17 protein-coding genes and 1 tRNA gene are annotated in these 15,782 nt (G+C 39.7%); all 18 read right to left on the bottom strand.

Annotation, left to right across the window (positions count from 1 at the left end; genetic code table 11):
- Window positions 1–8 precede the first annotated feature (8 nt).
- Window positions 9–1,013 carry an Mrp/NBP35 family ATP-binding protein gene (locus ATHSA_RS06895; protein WP_161848382.1) on the bottom strand — a complete coding sequence of 335 codons (1,005 nt, stop codon included), beginning with the start codon at window positions 1,011–1,013 and terminating at the stop codon, window positions 9–11.
- On the bottom strand, window positions 1,010–2,125 hold the full coding sequence (tgt, locus tag ATHSA_RS06890; RefSeq protein ID WP_161848381.1) for a tRNA guanosine(34) transglycosylase Tgt: 1,116 nt from the start codon (window positions 2,123–2,125) through the stop codon (window positions 1,010–1,012). Before tgt ends, ATHSA_RS06895 begins: the two co-directional genes overlap by 4 nt.
- On the bottom strand, window positions 2,074–2,904 hold the full coding sequence (locus ATHSA_RS06885) for a PSP1 domain-containing protein (protein WP_161848380.1): 831 nt from the start codon (window positions 2,902–2,904) through the stop codon (window positions 2,074–2,076). The genes tgt and ATHSA_RS06885 overlap by 52 nt, the downstream gene beginning before the upstream one ends.
- 3 nt (window positions 2,905–2,907) lie before the next feature.
- Window positions 2,908–3,837 carry a hypothetical protein gene (locus ATHSA_RS06880; RefSeq protein WP_161848379.1) on the bottom strand — a complete coding sequence of 310 codons (930 nt, stop codon included), beginning with the start codon at window positions 3,835–3,837 and terminating at the stop codon, window positions 2,908–2,910.
- Window positions 3,834–4,262, bottom strand: coding sequence for a YaaR family protein (locus tag ATHSA_RS06875; protein ID WP_161848378.1), 429 nt, complete (start codon window positions 4,260–4,262; stop codon window positions 3,834–3,836). The genes ATHSA_RS06880 and ATHSA_RS06875 overlap by 4 nt, the downstream gene beginning before the upstream one ends.
- Complete coding sequence (mtnA, locus tag ATHSA_RS06870) at window positions 4,263–5,279, bottom strand: S-methyl-5-thioribose-1-phosphate isomerase (RefSeq protein WP_161848969.1); 1,017 nt, start codon at window positions 5,277–5,279, stop codon at window positions 4,263–4,265. It lies immediately after the preceding gene.
- 14 nt (window positions 5,280–5,293) lie between these two features.
- Window positions 5,294–5,752 carry a GAF domain-containing protein gene (locus tag ATHSA_RS06865; protein WP_197739130.1) on the bottom strand — a complete coding sequence of 153 codons (459 nt, stop codon included), beginning with the start codon at window positions 5,750–5,752 and terminating at the stop codon, window positions 5,294–5,296.
- Window positions 5,749–6,195: a peroxiredoxin gene (locus ATHSA_RS06860; protein ID WP_161848377.1), complete on the bottom strand. Its 447-nt coding sequence runs from the start codon at window positions 6,193–6,195 to the stop codon at window positions 5,749–5,751. Before ATHSA_RS06860 ends, ATHSA_RS06865 begins: the two co-directional genes overlap by 4 nt.
- Window positions 6,196–7,392, bottom strand: a complete 1,197-nt coding sequence (locus tag ATHSA_RS06855; protein WP_161848376.1) for a class I SAM-dependent RNA methyltransferase — start codon at window positions 7,390–7,392, stop codon at window positions 6,196–6,198. It lies immediately after the preceding gene.
- Window positions 7,389–8,930, bottom strand: a complete 1,542-nt coding sequence (locus tag ATHSA_RS06850) for a DUF2460 domain-containing protein (protein ID WP_161848375.1) — start codon at window positions 8,928–8,930, stop codon at window positions 7,389–7,391. The genes ATHSA_RS06855 and ATHSA_RS06850 overlap by 4 nt, the downstream gene beginning before the upstream one ends.
- The gene (gene fmt / locus ATHSA_RS06845) at window positions 8,890–9,807 is read right to left on the bottom strand and encodes a methionyl-tRNA formyltransferase (protein ID WP_161848374.1); all 918 of its coding nucleotides are present in this window, start codon (window positions 9,805–9,807) and stop codon (window positions 8,890–8,892) included. Before fmt ends, ATHSA_RS06850 begins: the two co-directional genes overlap by 41 nt.
- The gene (def, locus tag ATHSA_RS06840; RefSeq protein WP_161848373.1) at window positions 9,800–10,330 is read right to left on the bottom strand and encodes a peptide deformylase; all 531 of its coding nucleotides are present in this window, start codon (window positions 10,328–10,330) and stop codon (window positions 9,800–9,802) included. The genes fmt and def overlap by 8 nt, the downstream gene beginning before the upstream one ends.
- A gap of 12 nt (window positions 10,331–10,342) precedes the next feature.
- Entirely contained in the window at window positions 10,343–10,672 is a 330-nt protein-coding gene (locus tag ATHSA_RS06835; protein WP_161848372.1) for a phenylpyruvate tautomerase MIF-related protein, read from the bottom strand.
- Window positions 10,673–10,706: 34 nt separating this feature from the next.
- Window positions 10,707–11,204: a nitroreductase family protein gene (locus ATHSA_RS06830; RefSeq protein ID WP_161848371.1), complete on the bottom strand. Its 498-nt coding sequence runs from the start codon at window positions 11,202–11,204 to the stop codon at window positions 10,707–10,709.
- 43 nt (window positions 11,205–11,247) lie between these two features.
- A tRNA-Gly gene (locus ATHSA_RS06825) sits at window positions 11,248–11,323 on the bottom strand.
- A gap of 39 nt (window positions 11,324–11,362) precedes the next feature.
- The gene (locus ATHSA_RS06820; RefSeq protein ID WP_161848370.1) at window positions 11,363–12,964 is read right to left on the bottom strand and encodes an MDR family MFS transporter; all 1,602 of its coding nucleotides are present in this window, start codon (window positions 12,962–12,964) and stop codon (window positions 11,363–11,365) included.
- Between the two features lie 286 nt (window positions 12,965–13,250).
- Window positions 13,251–15,209, bottom strand: a complete 1,959-nt coding sequence (locus ATHSA_RS06815) for a DUF4118 domain-containing protein (RefSeq protein ID WP_161848369.1) — start codon at window positions 15,207–15,209, stop codon at window positions 13,251–13,253.
- Window positions 15,199–15,780, bottom strand: a complete 582-nt coding sequence (gene kdpC / locus ATHSA_RS06810) for a potassium-transporting ATPase subunit KdpC (RefSeq protein WP_197739129.1) — start codon at window positions 15,778–15,780, stop codon at window positions 15,199–15,201. The genes ATHSA_RS06815 and kdpC overlap by 11 nt, the downstream gene beginning before the upstream one ends.
- Between the last annotated feature and the right edge of the window lie 2 nt (window positions 15,781–15,782).

The raw sequence follows: 15,782 nt of genomic DNA, 5'->3' as shown, positions 1-15,782 counted from the left end.
ATCTCCTCCTATATTTTATCGACAATTTTATCAACAATTTCAAAATATTCATTGTTACCGTCTCGAGCAAGAGTTCCTTCGTCCGCACTTTTTTCGACTTCTATATCGAAAGGAATCTCTCCAAGTCCCGGCAATCCTAAAATTTTTTCCAGATCGCCAAATTCAATCTTTCCAAAAGGATAAAGTTTGTTGTGACAGTTATCGCAGACAAAATAGGCCATATTTTCGACAAATCCTGAAATTTTTATGCCAACCTGATTGAAAAAGTCAACGGTTCTAACGGCATCTGCTATGGAAAGTTCACCCGGTGTTGTAACTATAACGGCTCCATCCAAATCCAAATTTTGCTTTACGGTAAGAGCCGCATCTCCTGTGCCGGGAGGAAGATCGATTATGAAGTAGTCGAGTTCTGGCCAGTCTGTCATCTCCATCATCTCAACAATGGCTTTTGTGACCATAGCGCCTTTCCATATAACCGGCGTTTCCTGATCGACGACGTATCCAAGAGACATTGAATAAATTCCATCTTTAAAGACCGGAATTAACTTTTTATTCTCGCCAACAGTCGCTTTTTCCTCAATCGTTCCAAGCATTCTCGGTACATTTGGTCCATGTATATCGGCATCTAAAATGGCAACTTTGTACCCTTTCCTCTTCAAAGATATGGCCATGGAAACGGCAACTGTCGTCTTTCCGACTCCTCCCTTTGCGCTTAGAACTGCTATACGTTTTTTTGCACTCTGAACGAAATGTTTTTGTTCTACAGTCGTCGAAGTCGGCTGGTCTTGAACCGTTGTCAAAATTAGCCTTATTCCCGATCCTTTGAAGGCCGATTTTATCTCCTCAAGAACGCGATTCCTAACGTCCTCATTTTTTGTCGCGAGGTTCAGAAGGATCTTGACTTCATCTCCACTTATCTCGATCGACTTGACTATTTTAAAGTCGACTATGCTTTTGGCATAACCAGGATACCTTATCTTTGAAAGAATCGATCTTATCTCATCTTCCGTCACAAAACTCGCCTCTTTTGATATTTCATTTTTGATAGCACTTCTTCTTTGAACTCTTTAAACTCTCCATTCATTATAGCAGACCTTGATCTTTTCATCAAATCTATTAAGAAATAAATGTTGTGGTAAGTCGCAAGGATCATCCCGGTCGACTCATTCCTTTTTATGAGATGATGAATGTACCCGCGCGAATAATTGTGGCACACCTCGCAATTGCAAGACGGATCAAGCGGACCTTTGTCCATTTCGTATATCGCGGCACGGATATTTATGCGTCCTTCCGATGTGAGTATTCCGCCGTGCCTTGCCATTCTTGTTGGCAAAACGCAATCCATCATGTCTACTCCACGCTCGATTGCCTCTAACATTAAAAGTGGATCCCCAACTCCCATGAGATACCTTGGCCTGTCTTCAGGCATAAGTGGTAGAACAACGTCTAACATTTTTATCGTTGTATCTACATCCTCTCCGACGCTTAATCCTCCGATTCCAAAACCATCGAAAGGAAGCGATGTTATTTCGATTGTGCTCTCTCTTCGAGTTTCTTCGAAAAATCCTCCTTGGGTTATTCCAAAGAGTGCCTGATCCTTTCTTTTGTGGGAAAGAATGGCTCTCTGTGCCCATTTAAAGGTTCTTTTCATGGATTTTTTCGTCGATTCAAGATCGTATGTTGGCGCAAGGCATTCATCGAGCACCATTGCTATGTCCGATCCTATGGTTTCTTGAATCTCAACCACCTTTTCCGGAGTAAATCTATGAATGGTCCCATCGAAAGGGGATTTAAAGTCGGCCCCGTCATCGTCAATTCTTATATTTTTGGAAAGGCTGAAGATCTGGAAGCCACCGCTGTCCGTAAGGACAGGGATGTCCCACGATGCGAAATTGTGTATCCCGCCGAATTCACGAAGAGTTTCGAGACCGGGCTTTAGGTAAAGGTGAAAGGCATTGGCAAGGACTATGGTAGCGCCGGCCTGCTTTACACATTCTCGCGTGCACATTTTAACGGCGCCGTTGGTCCCCACGGGCATAAAGACGGGAGTCTCGACAGTACCCCTTTCGAATATCAGTTTTCCAGATCGTGCAGTTCCGTCTCTTCCGGTGGTTTCAAATCGCAAATTTTTTCACCCTTTCCATTTAAAAAGTCATCAAATGTCATTTTCAATTCTTCTTCGTTGTTCCTCAACTTTATCGTCTTGGAGAAAATGTTAACCTCGGAGACGGTATATATCTTATCTCCGAATTTGGCCGTATCTCCCGTGTCCGGAATTCCCTTCAAGATCTCGAGGTAATTGTCATTCTCATAGGCCAAACAGCAAAGCAATCTTCCACACACTCCAGAAATTTTTGATGGATTTATCAAAAGTTGTTGGGTTTTTGCGTATTTTAAGGTGATACTTTTGAAATCTCTTTCGAATCTCGAACAGCACGTCTGCATTCCACACATTCCTATTCCACCAACGATCTTGGCAACATCTCTAACGCCTATCTGTCTTAATTCTATTCTCGTTTTAAAAGTTGCGGCGAGATCTTTGACAAGCGCTCTGAAATCTATCCTCCCATCGGCAGAGAAAAAGTAAATTAATTTGGTTTTGTCGAGAGTGTACCTTGCGTAAAGCATCTTCATCGGAAGCGCATGCTCGACAACTTTTTCTTTGCCTATTTCAAAAGCTGCCTTTGCATCTTTTTGATTTGCAAGATCATTTTCTATATCTTCGTAAGTTGCTATTCTCAAAATCTTCTTTTCGGCAGTCTCTTCTTTGAAAATCTTTACGACATTCCCTATCTCTATTCCAAAGTCACTTTCTGCGACAACTTTTTGATTTATCTTTATTTCTCCATCGAATTCTAAATGGTAAATCTGTCCAAGTTTCTCAAAGGTTACTCCATATACCATGATCTATACCTTCTTTAAGATAGAAAAATTCAATAAAAGCCAGAAAATCTTCACGTCCATGTTCACATTTTCCCTTTTTATTTTCGAAAGTCTCTCAACGAATTCTTTGGACGGTGCCTTCATCTTTACGTAATTGGTGATGTATGACTTTCTGTTTAAATTTCTCCATGAACTCGTTTTGTGAAAGATGATAAGATCCTCAGATAAAATTAAAGCCGCATCAAAAAGCAAAGAAAGTGAATCATCTTTAGAAAGAAAATCGTTCAGACGATCGAAATATCCGTTAATGTTTTTAAAATTCACAAGCAAAAGTACATGCTCAAAATCAGCAGACAGCGCAAACTTTTCTTTGAAAGTTTCAAAATCCATCGGATCGCTTTCCATCAAAGATATTATGCTTTCTATCTCTTCAGGCATTCTTTTGTAGAGATCGACGAGTTCAGGATTGCTCTTTAGAAGATCTACTTCCCGTGCATCCTGCAGGTTCAATGATTCAACAAACTCATCCACCCATGAAGATCCGACGAAGACAAAGAACCTGCTTTTTAAGGTTGAAAAGATCGAATCGATGTTGGATGAAAATGCAAGGAAAACCGCATAATCGGGAGGCTCTTCGACGATCTTCAACAATGCCGAAGAGGCTTCTGGTGTTAAAAGCGACATCTCATCGATTATCACGTATTTTCTCATTGCATTTGATGGAGGATAAGAAAGAAATGATTTTATCTTTCTTACCGTGTCTATGCTTATATATTCTGCCTTCTCTACTTCAAATGTGTCGTAATAAGGATTGGATTTTTCAACGACCTTAAACAAAGACGAAATTACCTCCCGCCTGTGGAGATCATTTTCTACCTTTATTAGAAATCGCGGTACAGAATCCCTCGTAAAAAAAGTCGAAAGATTTTTGACGAATTCATCCACGCTTTTCATCTGTAAAGATCCATTATAAGGCCATTTATCTCTCCTATTTTGGAAGCAAAATAAATGGTCGATTTCTCCGATTCCATGATCTTTTTGGAAAGTTCTTCGAGTTTTTTGTCTATCTCGTCCACTATAAAATAGAATCTTGTTTTTTTGTCCTCGAAATTTTTGACCTCCGAAAATTTGTAGAGATGATTTTTTATGACTGTCAAAAATGCCCTTATCTTCTTTTTATAGGTGTTCATATTTTCTTCGGTCGGAGATCTTGAAAGGGCATTCCCGCTCTCTATTATTTCTTCCACTATCATGTTAAGGTCTTTTTCTTCTTCTTCCTCGAGAAAATATCCAAAACTTCCGTTTTTTACCCTTTTGACATCTTTCGATCTTTTTGGTTCTACAGGCTGGGCTCCTTCATCCGCTGGATTTATCCTCAATTAACCACCCCTCACTACCTTTTCTATCTTACCATCGTACGGTGGAAATATAACGCCTCTTTCAGTTACGATCGCATCGACAAGAGACGCGTCTGTAACGTCAAAGGCCGGATTGTACACGCCCACTCCATCTGGAGCAATTCTTATTCCCTTTATCGATGTTACTTCATCGTGAGATCTTTCTTCTATTGGAATCTCACTCCCGCTTTTTATATTCAAATCTATCGTTGAAATCGGCGCCACAACGTAAAACTTAACGTTGTGTCTTTTGGCAAGCAGGGCAAGAGAATAAGTACCTATTTTGTTTGCAACGTCTCCATTTGACGCTATTCTATCGGCACCAACTATTACGGCATCTACCTTTTTTGTTTTCATAACCCATCCGGCCATATTATCACATATAAGTGTTGTTTTGACACCCAATTTCATTAATTCCCATGCCGTTAATCGAGATCCTTGGAGATATGGTCTTGTCTCGTCAACGTAAGCACTTATAACCTTTCCATGATCAAGTGCGGCATGGATCATGCCTATCGCCGTTCCGTAATCGACCGTTGCGAGTGCGCCGGCATTACAGTGAGTTATCACAGTCGCATTTGATGGCAAAAGACTTTGGCCGTATTCACCCATTTTTTTGTTAACGGCGATATCTTCATTTGCTATTCTTTCGGCCTCATCGTTAAGTGATCTTATAACGTAGTCAGGATCTCCCTTCAGGGACAAAAATTTTGAATGCATTCTTTCGAGAGCCCAGAAAAGGTTAACGGCTGTGGGACGTGTTTTGGCGAGTTTTTCTTTTATTTTGTTCATCTTTTCCACGCAAAGATCGTCTTTGTTTTCGATTGCCCCTATGACATATCCAAATGCGGCCGTCGCACCTATGGCGGGAGCACCGCGCACAACCATATCCTTTATTGCTAAGGCTACGCAATCTGAACTTTCACATTTTACATATTCTTCTACCTGCGGCAACTTTCGCTGGTCTATAAGCGAAATCGATCTGCCATCCCATTTCATCGTCAACGTAGAGATCAATTCACATCCACCTCTTTTACAAAATTGTTACATATCCATCCAAGAAACTCTTCATCTCTTTTGTCAAATGGAGAAAGATAATGACTGTCTATGTCGAGTTCGCCGATTACCTTTCCATTTTTGATCAAAGGAATTACTATTTCGCTTTTAACGGAAGGACTGCAAGAAAGGTAATTTTTTTCCTTTGAAACGTCCTGAACGACGAAGTTTTTCATTGTCTCGGCAGCCTGACCACATATGCCATCTCCAAAAGCGATTCGCGTGTGTATCGTTGGCTCACCAACGTAAGGACCGAGTTTCAACATTCTATCGCCATCAACAAGATAAAAACCCACCCAGTTGTAATATGGAACGTTATCATAAAGATATTTACAGATGCAAAGCAAGTCTCCGTTCTTACACGATTTTGAAAGTTCTTCTTTCATCTTGTTGAATTTTGATTTGTCAAAGTTCACATTTTCACCTTCAATTCGAGAACGGACTTAACATCGTGGGTATGTCCTTTTACGCTTACCTTTGGCCATACATGATCTATTTTCCCGGTCGGATCTATCAAAAAAGTGCTTCTTACGGTCCCAAGAGTTCCTTGAGCACCGTACATCGCTATAACCTTTCTTTCGGTATCGCTAAGCAGTCTTATCTTTAACTGTCTTTTTTCCTCGAATTTTTTATGGCTTTGAACTGTATCGGCACTTATTCCGATAACTTCGGCGTTGAGTTTTGATATCTCATCGAGGTGTTCCGTGAATGAAATCGCCTCGGCCGTGCATCCCGGGGTGTTATCTTTGGGATAAAAGTAAAGCACCACCCATCTGCCTCTGAAATCTTTAAGGCATACTTCTTTTCCATCTTGATCTGGAAGGCAAAAATCCGGTGCCATTTCTCCAACTTTCAACATCTAAATCACCCTTTCAAAAAGAGAAACGATCTCAAAATGATGTGTTTGCGGAAACATATCAACTATCACCGCATCTTTTATATTATACAATTTTTGTACTAATATGCGAGCATCTCTTGAGAAAGTAGAAACATCGCACGAAACGTATACCAATCTCTCCGGCTTTGCGTTAAGAATATTTTGCATTGTTCCTCTATCTATCCCGCTTCTCGGGGGATCCATCACAACGGTAGAATATCCTTTTAGGTTAAAGTCTGCAGTTCTTCCAACCTTAAAATCAAGATTTTTTATTTCATTTATTATCGCATTCTTTCTTGCCTCTATGATCGATGAGGGAGAACTTTCAATCCCTGTGATATGTTCGAACTTCTTTGCAAGTTGGAGTGAAAAAAAACCAACACCACAGTAAAGATCGGCAAGTTTTTTACCGTCTTGCGCGTATTCTACGACCTGATCGGCCAAAATCTTTGCGCCCTCGTAATTTACTTGAAAGAAAGATTTTGGAGGAATTCTATAGACGATATCGTTTATTTTAATCTCGAGGTATCCCCTGCCCTTCAAAGTCCTTTGACGACCGGAAAGCACTATCTTTGAATCTGAAATCAAAGAGACTACCTCGTCAGCGCTTGAATTTGGAATTTCTCTCATCTTTGTCGAAACAAAGATGGCCATCTTTTTTTCAATACCATCTCTTAAAACAAGGTGAGAAAAACCTCTTAAATCTTTTATTTCACGCCTTAAAGTGTTCAAATTTTCAGAAATGATATGGCATTTCTCTATCTCTACAAATCGATGAGAATTTCTTCCAAAAAATCCAGCCTGCCCATTTACAACGACGAATTCAACTTTGTTTCTGTAATTGTATTCCGAAGTGGGAATTATCTTTGATGGAGATATATCTATACCGGCATGCTTCATCTGATCTAAAAAGATCTCTTTTTTGTATTGTAACTGGGCCCTGTAGTCGAGATCCATCCATTCACATCCACCACAGGTACCGAAATATTCACAGATAGCTTTTCGCCTGTAAGGTGATTGTGAATTGATCCTTTCGACGGAGGCAATTACAAAGTCTTTTTGATCTTTTTCAATCCTAATGTCCACATCCTCGCCGGGGTAGGCATTGCGTATGAAATAAACCTTTCCGTCCTTTCGAGAAAGACCATATCCACCGGCAACGATCTTCTCAACTATCATAACGTACCACTCACATTCAAAGAAATTGCACCGCCAATTTTATCACAAAGATTTTGCAATTGTAAGTTACCGTTTAAAGTTAAAGATCCAAAATTCCAAAACAACGATGTACCGGTACTCCATCCACCATTCGAAATTTGGCCATTGAATTCTAACAAGTTGTTTGAGAAAGAAAAACCTATAGACGGAGAGGTTGTTAAATTTATACCGGCCGTGCCGGACAGCACCGGAAATTCTAAGTTTGCATTCAACGTTGAAGAAGCAGAAGAGGAATAAAGTGAAAGGCCACCAGAGAGGATCGAATTGTAAATCATGAAAGTCGAATTGAACCCCATGCTAAGAGAATTTTGAAAATTGGACAGATATACACTCGTGCACGAAGGCCCTTTTGATTTGGAAATTGAAAGGCCAAAACCACGGGAATTCACGCTCGCCTGGATGGTAACTGGCGTCGAAATCTGGATCACAGACCAATTTGTAAAATTCGAGAGATTTTGGCCCATCATCACGCTAAAGATATCATTCGAAAATGATTCGTAAGTTGTAACATTCGAAGCAAAGATACTTATATTTCCGGAAAAATCTTTGTGCTTTATATAAAATTCAAAGCCCTGATCGCTAAGTTCGAAAGATGTATCAACGAGGGATGAAAAGGTTGAAATTGACATCGATTTTTTATCGAATGAGAAAGAAAGATCTTTTCCATTTAGCGTCATACCTATTCCCGGACTTTGCGCTATGCCCATTGGATATCTAAAGCCTTCTGAAGTGTAGCGAAGGTCGAGGTTGGAATTTGAGAATTTTTTTCCAAATTCGATTTGAAAAGAGGGAATGGTATCAAAGTTTAATGATGCCCTAATTCTCTCATTTCCAATTGCCTCAACGGAGGCAAAAAATTGATTCGAAGGGGTTGAGAAGGTCGTTGATGCTATCCCGTTTATCGAATATCCATCGTATGTTGAACCTATCTTTGTCAAAAAGAGATATGCACCGCTATTCTCCAAAGCACTTTGATATTCCACTGTAAAGGTTTGTGGAAAGGAAAGGTCGAGAAAGTAAATCGTTCCAGTTGTGTAGTCGACGGAATATCGGGATGGATCCAAAGGATAACCGTTAAGGTAAATCGAAAGACTTCCATAAACCATCGGTGTCAATGTTACAGAAGGGTTAACAGGAGACACCGTTACATCGACGATCATGGTTTTGCCAATTAATTGGCCGAATGAAAAATATGGAGATTTAATGCCAAAGATTGGAAGGTTATTTCCGTAAATCGACGGGATTGCATTTCCAATTTGAAGATCTAACGGGACGTAATAGAGTGTGAGCCATTTCGTATCTGTCCCTATCGATGAAGAAATGTAGAGACCATTCTCTATTTCTCCATTTACAAGAAATTGAAACTGTTGGCTGAAGGTAAGTCCTGTGTAGTAACCAAAACCATAAGAAAAATCTAAATTTCCATTTACTTGAATTCTTACTCCCAAGGCCACACAACTAAGTGCCAAAAATAGAGCCAGTATCAATTTTACGACCATTTTTGGCCTCTGAAAAACTCATGACCTTCTTTGACTGGAATTGAATGTGGGAAAGAATTATCGAATGATCTCCACAACCAATCATACCCTTCGAATTTATCTTTATTATCTCACCCGGTCTACCGTTAACGTCCATTATTCCGCTAAAGCCAAAGAGTTTGACCATCTCTCCATTCAAGGTAGTCCTTGCGCCTGGCTTTGAATCGAGAGCCCTTATTAGATTTCCGATTTTTAAGGCGGGAAGGTTCCAGTTTATGATGGTCTCATCTGTCGTTATTTTGGGGGCATAAGATGGTGTACCTTCCTGATCTCTTAGTTCTACCTTCTGAAGTTTAACAAAATCACTTATCATCTTTGCGCCGAGAAGAGCGAGTTTTTTGCTTAAAGTATCAAAGGTGTCGAGTGGATCTACCTCTATCCTTTCAGCCATCGCTATCTTGCCGGTATCGAGTCCTTTGTCTATTTTGAAGATCGTTATCCCACTCTCATTGGCACCGTCGAAGAGAGTTCTTTGAATTGGGGCAGCTCCCCTGTACTTTGGCAGTAAAGAAGCATGAACGTTGAAAAAACCTTGTGGAATGGCTTCCAACAACTTGGGTTTTAATATCTGACCAAAGGCAATGACTATCCCAACGTCGATCTTCATCTCTTTTAGGTAATTTATAAAATTTTCATCATTTACATTTTGAATCTCTACCAAATTCAGATTATTTTTCCGCGCAAAAGACGAAACCGGCGTGGGAGTTAAACGTTTGTTTCTGCCGGCAGGACGTGGTATTTGAGTTACGATCAGTTCAACTTTTGATGATTTTAGAAGCGCTTCAAGGATCGGTATTGCAAAGTCGGAAGATCCAAAAAATGCTATTTTTTCAAACACTCTTTGTCTCCTGTGGAACCTTCTTTTTAAGTATCTCTTCTCCTTTTTCTTTTATTTCGTCAAGTTGTGGCTTAAGAGTTCTCCTTTTTATAAGGCTAAGATAATCTATGAAAAGTTTGCCGTTAAGATGATCGAACTCGTGCTGGAATACTCGCGCTTCGTATCCTTCGAGATCTCTTACATATTCGTTGCCGTTTTGATCTGTGTATTTGACCTTTATCTTAACAGATCTTGGAACCTCTTCGTAGATTTCTGGAATGCTAAGACAGCCTTCCTGGCCGGACTCTATTTCTCGGGACTTTTCTATTATCTGCGGATTAACGACGATATTTAACTTCTCTCCTATATCGTACATGAAAAATCTTTTTGAAATTCCAACCTGTGGAGCGGCCAATCCCACTCCATCCTGCGTGTACATTATTTCGCTCATTTCTTTCAAAAGTTCTTCTGTAAGATCGCCGGGTAAAACCTCTTTAGCGATCTTTCTAAGAACCGGATCACCGTAAAATCTAAGTTTTAACATCAAAACACCTCGTTAAAAAGTTGTACCATTCCATCCCCACATTGAACCTTCAAAATCAACGAAGTTTATGTATATTCTATCCTTCTTTATCCCTGTATTTTTCTCAATGAAATCACAAAGTTCTCCCGAAAGTTTATCTGTCTTTCCATGTGGCAAACCTATGCTTTTCAGTTCTAAAAAAGCGCACGGATCCGTCTTTCCATCGAAGATCATACACTTTGTCTCAACGCTTGCCATCACGTACCTTTCTGGCTTGCCGAGAGATTTCGAGACAAGAGAAGAAATCCCCTTCAGAAGATCTTCTTTTGTCTCTATGTTTGTCTCAATTCTTATGTATGGCATACTACCACCTCTATTTTATTTTACCATAAAGATGTCAAAAACTTTCCCAGTGCAAAACTTCGTCCAAAGGCCTTTTTCGTGGCATTGGAGGAAGAGAGTCAAAATATCCCAAAGAGATGATCGATATCATTCTCAAATTTTCGGGAACTTTGAAATGACTTACAATTTCTTGTTCATAAGTACGATTATAGCCGGCAATCCAGCATGTTCCGATTCCATAGTTAAAGGCTGCAAGGATCATATTTTCGGTAGCGGCAGCGCCATCCTCGAGATGATGCCTGTTATTTTTTTCACAAAAAGTGATTATGCAAGCATTTCCATCCTTTATGAACTTACCATATGTAGTGACTTTTGAGAGAAATTCCAAATCTTTTTTATCTGTCACTACGAGAAACTCCCACGGCTGGGAATTGTTTCCGCTTGGAGCAAGCCTTCCGCAATCGACTATATCAGAAAGTATTTCCTTTGAAATAGGCTTATCCAAGTACTTTCTTACGCTTCTTCTCTTTTTTATGGCTTCGATGACTTCCATAAACTCACCTCACATAATAAAATGCCCTCACGAAAGAGGGCTATGGAGCGGCCAACGGGGCTTGAACCCGCGACCCTCAACTTGGGAAGCTGATGCTCTACCAACTGAGCTATGGCCGCACACAAAAATTTTACCATAAGAGATATTCTAAATCAAGTTCAATCCTCGCTTATCGCTTTTCTGCGGGCCAATTTTGTTTTTGCAGTACTCTTTTGCGTATCTTCGATTATCTTTATCCTTTTTATAGCAATGGAAAGCACTATCAATCCTATTGAAGCGATCGCGGCAATCAAAAAGGCATAGGTTATGGAATTTGCAAGATATTTTGCCATATCGTTAAAGACCCCGTTCAAAATCGCGTGAATCGTTACAGGCGTTTTTGAAAGAATTTGATTTTTATTCATGAGAAACTGAGGCGAATTCATCGAAGAGAGTAAATCCTTTGGAAGCATATAATCCAATATTTTCGGAATACCGGTCAATTGTGAAGTGTAAGTCGTGTTTACAATCGTGCCAAATACGGCCGTCCCGACAGTTCCTCCTATACTCCTGAAAAATTGGACAGATGAAAGGGCAAGGCCCGTATATTTTCTATCAACGGCACTTTGAATGACAACCATCATCATACCCATTGTAACTCCAACACCAAAGCCTGCAAGTATCATATAGGTGTCAAGTTTTAAGATAGGAACGTCGTAAGTTATACGAGATATTAAAAACAATCCTATCGTTGTCAAAATCGATCCGGCAATGAATACGAGTTTGTATTTCCCAGCCCGTGATATGTAAAATCCACCCAATACGCTCGATGCCATCGATGCAAGCATGACGGGCATAAGAATTAGCCCTGAATTTGTGGCCGACTGGCCTTGAACTCCCTGAACGAACAGAGGGATATAAACAGAGAGAGAAAATAGAGAGAATCCGACGAGAAAATTCATTGAGTTTGCAACGGTAAACACTTGATTTTTGAACAATTTCAATTCCAAAATAGGTTCCTGTATTTTTCTCTCGACAAAATAAAATGGAACAAAAAGCATCGCAGAGATTATAAAGAGTCCCCAAACCTGAGGCTCGATCCATGAATTGTCAATAGAAGCGTAAGAAAGTCCCATCAAAAGAGAAAAGATCATTCCGCCAAGTAATATTGATCCCCAATAATCGACTTTAGCCTTTGAGTTGCCGCCAAGTTCTTTCGACAGGAAGAAGTAAGCCATAACGAGTGCGGGTATTCCTATTGGCATGTTAACGTAAAATACCCAGTGCCAACTTATCCGATCTGTAAGGTATCCTCCTATCAAAGGGCCGATTATACTCGATACCGCAAAAACGGCTCCTATTAGGCCTTGGTACTTTCCCCTTTCTCTTGGGGTAAAGACATCACCTATTATGGCAGGGCCAACTGCCATGAGAGCCGCAGCGCCTATCCCCTGAAAGGCCCTTGCTCCTATGAGCCAGTATATGTTCTGAGAAAGGCCTGCAATCCATGAAAAGGCCATGAATGTAAGCATACCGCCCATGTAGAAGTATTTCCTTCCGAAAATATCTGACATCTTACCAAAGATTGGTATGAAAATAGTCGATGCTAACATATAGGCCGTAAAGACCCATGAATATAAAGACATTCCTCCCAGTTCATCTATTATTCTCGGCATCGCAGTTCCAACGACGGTTTGATCCATTGAAGACATAAAGACACCAAGCATAACCGTCGCCAAAGCACCAAAGGCAATTCTTCTTGAAATGTTTTTTTCTGGCATGCATTGCACCTCTATCTGTTAAGATATATCTGTACAGATTGTACGCTAAAAAGATTTCTTACAGATGAAGGAAAATTAAAGCTTTCAGTGACATGCTCCCACCACTTATAGAAGTAGGAGAATTCTTGCTTAAAAGGACGTTAAAACTCTAAATTTCTATCTGTTGGGGCAGACAGATCATTTAAGTATTTGCTAACCTTCCTTTTTCCCTTATAACTTCAACGGTCTTTGGATTTACAACTTTGCACGATCCATTTATCATTGAATTCACTCAAGATAAAACCTGTCAATTCGAATCTGTCTTGTTTGTTATGTTTTTTATTCTCTCTATTGCCATGGCCCCAATGTGGCTTATTGTTTCAAGTACAATTATGTTTTCCATTGTGAGAATTTGTTTATTTCCCATGAAATCGAATTCTATAACACCTATGGCTTCATCTTTAGAGGTCATCAAGGGTAAACAGAAAACCTTTGCATTTGATATCGTTTCGGTGCCAAAACCTGCGGGTTTTTTGTTTATCAATACCCACGAAGCTATACCAGATGATTCAGTATTTATCTCAAAATTCTCTGTTTTTGCTACAATTGAAAGTTTTTCTCCTTCAAGAAGAAAAATGGCTATTTCACAATTAAATAATCTTTTTATATGATTTACCATAAGAGAAAGCACATTATCGACGCTCTCGACCGTAGCAAGATCTCTGCTGAATTCATAAAGAGCATTGCTTCTCGATTCACTTTCTTTTAACAAGAAGACCCTTTTTCTTGATTGGGAGGCGAGTATACTTATGACAACAACTATGCTTGTGTAAACGACGAATGAAATTAAATGACTGAAATCGGAGATCTCGAAACTGAAATATGGGCGGGTGAAGAGATAGTCATAGGTTAAAATGCTCAAAAAAATTGCAAATATAGATGGCCCTATTCCAAGGTAAAGTGCCGTTAACACCAAAGGAATTAAGAAGATGAACATCATGTCAAATCCCGTCAGTTGATTTTTTAAAAGCAATGATATTCCAGTAGCAAGTGCAACACCGGCGGCACTCGACAGGTAATTCAAAAATTCATGTACTCTGAAATGGTATTTCGGTCTTTCAAAGGAAGTTTTATCAATTTGAGTTTCTATCATGTAGATGTCTATTCCTTTGGCTTCGAATATAAATCTATCGGAAATTGTATGAAAAAGGCCGGCTTTTTTAGGTTTCCCTATTATTATCTTATTTACATTATGGCTTTTAGCGTAATTTATTATTTCATGTGTCACATCATTACCTTTCACCCACGCAACCCACCCACCCAAACTTCTTGCAAGTTCGAGAGCATCATTTAGCCATTTATTTTCTTGTGCGGAAAAATCCTTGTTTTTTCCCGTTTCAACATGTAAGGCGATCCATTCAGCACCAAGTTCATTTGCCAATCTGTAAGTCGCCCTCACAAGTTTTTCCGCGTAAGGACTTGCAAATATTCCAACAAGCACTCTTTCCTTTGTAACCCAAGGACCTGCTATGGCATGAGCTTTCATGTAATTGCGCATTTTTTCATCAACGTTATCTGCCAAAACCCTTAGAGCCAATTGACGAAGCGCAAGTAAATTACCGGGTCTAAAGAATTTATGTACAGCCTGCTCGGCCATGTCTTTAACGTATACCTTTCCGTCTCGGAGACGCTTTAAAAGTTCTTCCGGAGGTAGATCCACCAATTTTATCTCGTTTGCTTCCATCACAAATTTGTCCGGGACGGTTTCATGGACCCTTATATTGGTTATTTGAAAGACAACATCCTTTAAACTTTCAAGATGCTGCACGTTCATTGCCGTGTAAACATCTATTCCATAGTTAAGAATTTCTTCAATATCTTGGTATCTTTTCATGTTCTTGGACCCGGGAGCATTGGTATGAGCAAGTTCGTCTATGATTACAAGTTGTGGTTTCCTTTCTTTGATCTTTTCGATTGGCACTTCTTGAAGTTTTATTCCCTTGTAATCTGTGATCAAAGGAGGTATTATTTCTAAACCATCGAGCAATGCTTCAGTTTCGGGCCTTTTATGTGTTTCAACGTAACCTATAACAACATCTATGCCTTCGGCTTTCCGCGCGTGAGCATCGCTGAGCATGGCATAAGTTTTCCCTACGCCAGGAGCGGCTCCAAAATAAATGGTCAATTTCCCGCGCTTAGATTTTTCTTCTCTATTTGCTATTTCAAGTAATTCTTCCGGAGATGGTCTTACCTCTTCATCTGCCATATACTTTCTCCAAATTCATCAATGCTAAATTCAATTCCAAAACATTTATAACCCTTGCTCCCATGAATCCAAAGGTTCTGCCATTTAAATGCTCAAAGACAAGATTTCTCAAAACATTTTCAGGTATATGAGTAACTTTAGATATTCTCGGAATTTGCACAAGCGCGGATTCCAAATTGATATCTGGATCCAAATTACTTCCTGATCCAAGAACAAGTTCGGAAGGGATGCTGCCGGTTATACCGGAATTTCTAAGTATCTTTATTCTGTTTTCAACACGGTCTATAAGCATTTTGTTTGTTGGACCAAGATTAGATCCACCGGAATCGAGAGCATTGTATGGAAATTCGGCGGTGGAAGATGGTCTCGACCAAAAAAGACCTGGATTTGAAAATGGTTGTCCTATCAATTCAGATCCTATCGGTTCATTGCCTTTGTAAATTATGCTTCCATTCGCTTGCCACGGAAAAAAAACGTTTCCAATTACCGTTATAAGTAAAGGATACAAAAAACCAACTATCACGAATAAAATCACGAAGATCAAAATGGATGCTTTTAATTGTTTTATCATGC

Origin of the sequence: Athalassotoga saccharophila (assembly GCF_009936215.1) — a bacterium.
Taxonomy (GTDB): Bacteria; Thermotogota; Thermotogae; order Mesoaciditogales; family Mesoaciditogaceae; genus Athalassotoga; species Athalassotoga saccharophila.
This window is presented reverse-complemented; position numbering and strand designations above follow the sequence as displayed.

What these genes read in the sequence shown, in the direction of transcription:
- ATHSA_RS06885 (WP_161848380.1), bottom strand. Translation starts at nt 2,904, where the DNA reads ATGGTATATGGAGTAACCTTTGAGAAACTTGGACAGATTTACCATTTA.
- ATHSA_RS06820 (WP_161848370.1), bottom strand. Translation starts at nt 12,964, where the DNA reads ATGCCAGAAAAAAACATTTCAAGAAGAATTGCCTTTGGTGCTTTGGCG.
- ATHSA_RS06815 (WP_161848369.1), bottom strand. Translation starts at nt 15,209, where the DNA reads ATGGCAGATGAAGAGGTAAGACCATCTCCGGAAGAATTACTTGAAATA.
- kdpC (WP_197739129.1), bottom strand. Translation starts at nt 15,780, where the DNA reads ATGATAAAACAATTAAAAGCATCCATTTTGATCTTCGTGATTTTATTC.
- ATHSA_RS06860 (WP_161848377.1), bottom strand. Translation starts at nt 6,195, where the DNA reads ATGTTGAAAGTTGGAGAAATGGCACCGGATTTTTGCCTTCCAGATCAA.
- mtnA (WP_161848969.1), bottom strand. Translation starts at nt 5,279, where the DNA reads ATGAAATGGGATGGCAGATCGATTTCGCTTATAGACCAGCGAAAGTTG.
- ATHSA_RS06855 (WP_161848376.1), bottom strand. Translation starts at nt 7,392, where the DNA reads ATGATAGTTGAGAAGATCGTTGCCGGTGGATATGGTCTTTCTCGAAAG.
- ATHSA_RS06830 (WP_161848371.1), bottom strand. Translation starts at nt 11,204, where the DNA reads ATGGAAGTCATCGAAGCCATAAAAAAGAGAAGAAGCGTAAGAAAGTAC.
- ATHSA_RS06850 (WP_161848375.1), bottom strand. Translation starts at nt 8,930, where the DNA reads ATGGTCGTAAAATTGATACTGGCTCTATTTTTGGCACTTAGTTGTGTG.
- ATHSA_RS06880 (WP_161848379.1), bottom strand. Translation starts at nt 3,837, where the DNA reads ATGAAAAGCGTGGATGAATTCGTCAAAAATCTTTCGACTTTTTTTACG.
- ATHSA_RS06835 (WP_161848372.1), bottom strand. Translation starts at nt 10,672, where the DNA reads ATGCCATACATAAGAATTGAGACAAACATAGAGACAAAAGAAGATCTT.
- def (WP_161848373.1), bottom strand. Translation starts at nt 10,330, where the DNA reads ATGTTAAAACTTAGATTTTACGGTGATCCGGTTCTTAGAAAGATCGCT.